We start from the raw sequence: 1717 nt of genomic DNA, 5'->3' as shown, positions 1-1717 counted from the left end.
TAAAAGTCGACCACTTGGCCCATGGGGAAAGGTGCCGGCAAGAGGGACAGCGGCCAGTCAGCCGCGCCCACAGGAGGCTGGCGGGTGACTGGCCGCTGTGGCCCGCGAGGGCCAATCCGGGAGGGTGAGGGTTACTCGGCTTGTGATGATTTTCTCGCCCGGCTCTGGGCGAGGCGATAACTGTCGCCGTTCATCTCGAGGATGCTGACATGGTGCGTCAGGCGGTCGAGGAGTGCACCGGTGAGCCGCTCGGTGCCGAAGGTCTCGGTCCACTCGTCGAATGGAAGATTGCTGGTGATGAGCGTGGAGCCACGCTCATAGCGCAGGGAGATCATCTCGAACAGCAGTTCGGCACCGGTTTTGGAGAGGGGCAAGAAGCCGATTTCGTCGATGATCAGGAGTTTATGGCCGGCTATCTGCTTTTGCAGGCGGAGCAGACGCCGCTCGTCGCGGGCCTCCATCAGCGTATTGACCAGCGCGGCCGCCGTGGTGAAGCCGACGGAGAGGCCTTTCTGGCAGGCGTGCAGCCCAAGCCCCAGGGCAACGTGGGTCTTGCCAGTGCCGCTGGGCCCGAGTGCGATGACGTTTTCGCGCCGCTCGATCCATTCGCAGCGGGCAAGCTCCAGGACCTGCATCTTGTTGAGCTTCGGGATTGCCTTGAAGTCGAAGCTGTCGAGGCTCTTCACCGCCGGGAAGTTTGCGGCCTTGATGCGGCGCTCGATCGTCCGGCGCTCCCGGTCGATCAGTTCGAGCTCGACCAGGCGGGCGAGGAACTGGATGTGGTCGAGTCCCTCGGCGGCGCATTGCCGGGCCAGCTTCTCGTATTCGCGGAGGAAGGTGGGAAGCTTCAGCAGCTTGAGCTGATGGGCCAGCAGGATCTTCGGGGCCTCGCTCATGACTGGCCCTCCGTCATCAGGCTCATGTCGCTGGCGGGCGAGGTCGTGGCCACATTGGCGCGGGGCAGATAGGGGTAGATGTCGAGGTCGAGCTTCGGCGGCCGCTTCTCGATCTGGCAGAGCAGCAGGTGCTTGACGGCATCGAAGCTCACCGCGCCCAGTCGCAGGGCGTGCTTGACTGCGGCATGGAGGTCCTCGAAGCCAAAGGTTTCCAGAAGCCGGAGCACCTGGACATATTCGCGCCGGCCCATCTTCAGCATGCGCACTTCCATCAGGCGGCGGAGGTTGTCGAACTCCTCGGGAAGATGCCATTCCGCCAGCGGGGCAGCCTGGTCGAGGGAATTGATCTTCTGTTCGATCAGGGGAAGGTAGTGGATCGGATTGTAGATGACGTCCTCGCGGCCGTAGCAGCGGCGGTGCCGGGCAATCACCTCACCGCGGCAGCCGACCACCACTTCCTCGACATAGCCGCGGATCCAGACGTCCTGATGGCCATGGGCAACGGGAACCGAGTAGTCGTTCGTGTCATAGCGCACCAGGGCCTGCGAGCTTACCTTGCCCGAGGCCTGGTCGCAAGCGTCGAACGGCGCGCCCGGCAAGGGCTTCATCGCCGCCAGGTCGCGCTGGAGCCGCCCGCCGATGTTCTCCTTGTGGCCGCGCAGGACGTCGTTCTGGCGCTTCCGGCACTGGGCCTCGAGATAGGCGTTGAACTCCGCCCAGGTCTCAAACCGCGGAACCGGCACCATGAAGTTCCGCCGGGCGAAGCCGACCAGCCCCTCTACACCACCCTTGTCATTGCCCTTGCCGGGGCGGCCATAACG

The 1717-nt window shown here is 64.3% G+C and carries 2 protein-coding genes; both read right to left on the bottom strand.

Features of this window, described 5'->3' with window-relative positions; translation table 11 throughout:
- Positions 1 to 131: 131 nt before the first annotated feature.
- Positions 132 to 896: an IS21-like element helper ATPase IstB gene (gene istB / locus ACKOED_RS00260; protein WP_408914570.1), complete on the bottom strand. Its 765-nt coding sequence runs from the start codon at positions 894 to 896 to the stop codon at positions 132 to 134.
- The coding region (locus ACKOED_RS00255) for a Mu transposase domain-containing protein (RefSeq protein ID WP_408914569.1) at positions 893 to 1717 on the bottom strand (825 nt) is incomplete at its 5' end. The genes ACKOED_RS00255 and istB, both read right to left, overlap by 4 nt.

It is taken from the genome of Aestuariivirga sp., assembly GCF_046093005.1.
Classification (GTDB): Bacteria; Pseudomonadota; Alphaproteobacteria; order Rhizobiales; family Aestuariivirgaceae; genus Aestuariivirga.
Note: the sequence above shows the minus strand (reverse complement) of the source record. Positions and strands in the feature narration are given on the sequence as shown.

What these genes read in the sequence shown, in the direction of transcription:
- istB (WP_408914570.1), bottom strand. Translation starts at nt 896, where the DNA reads ATGAGCGAGGCCCCGAAGATCCTGCTGGCCCATCAGCTCAAGCTGCTG.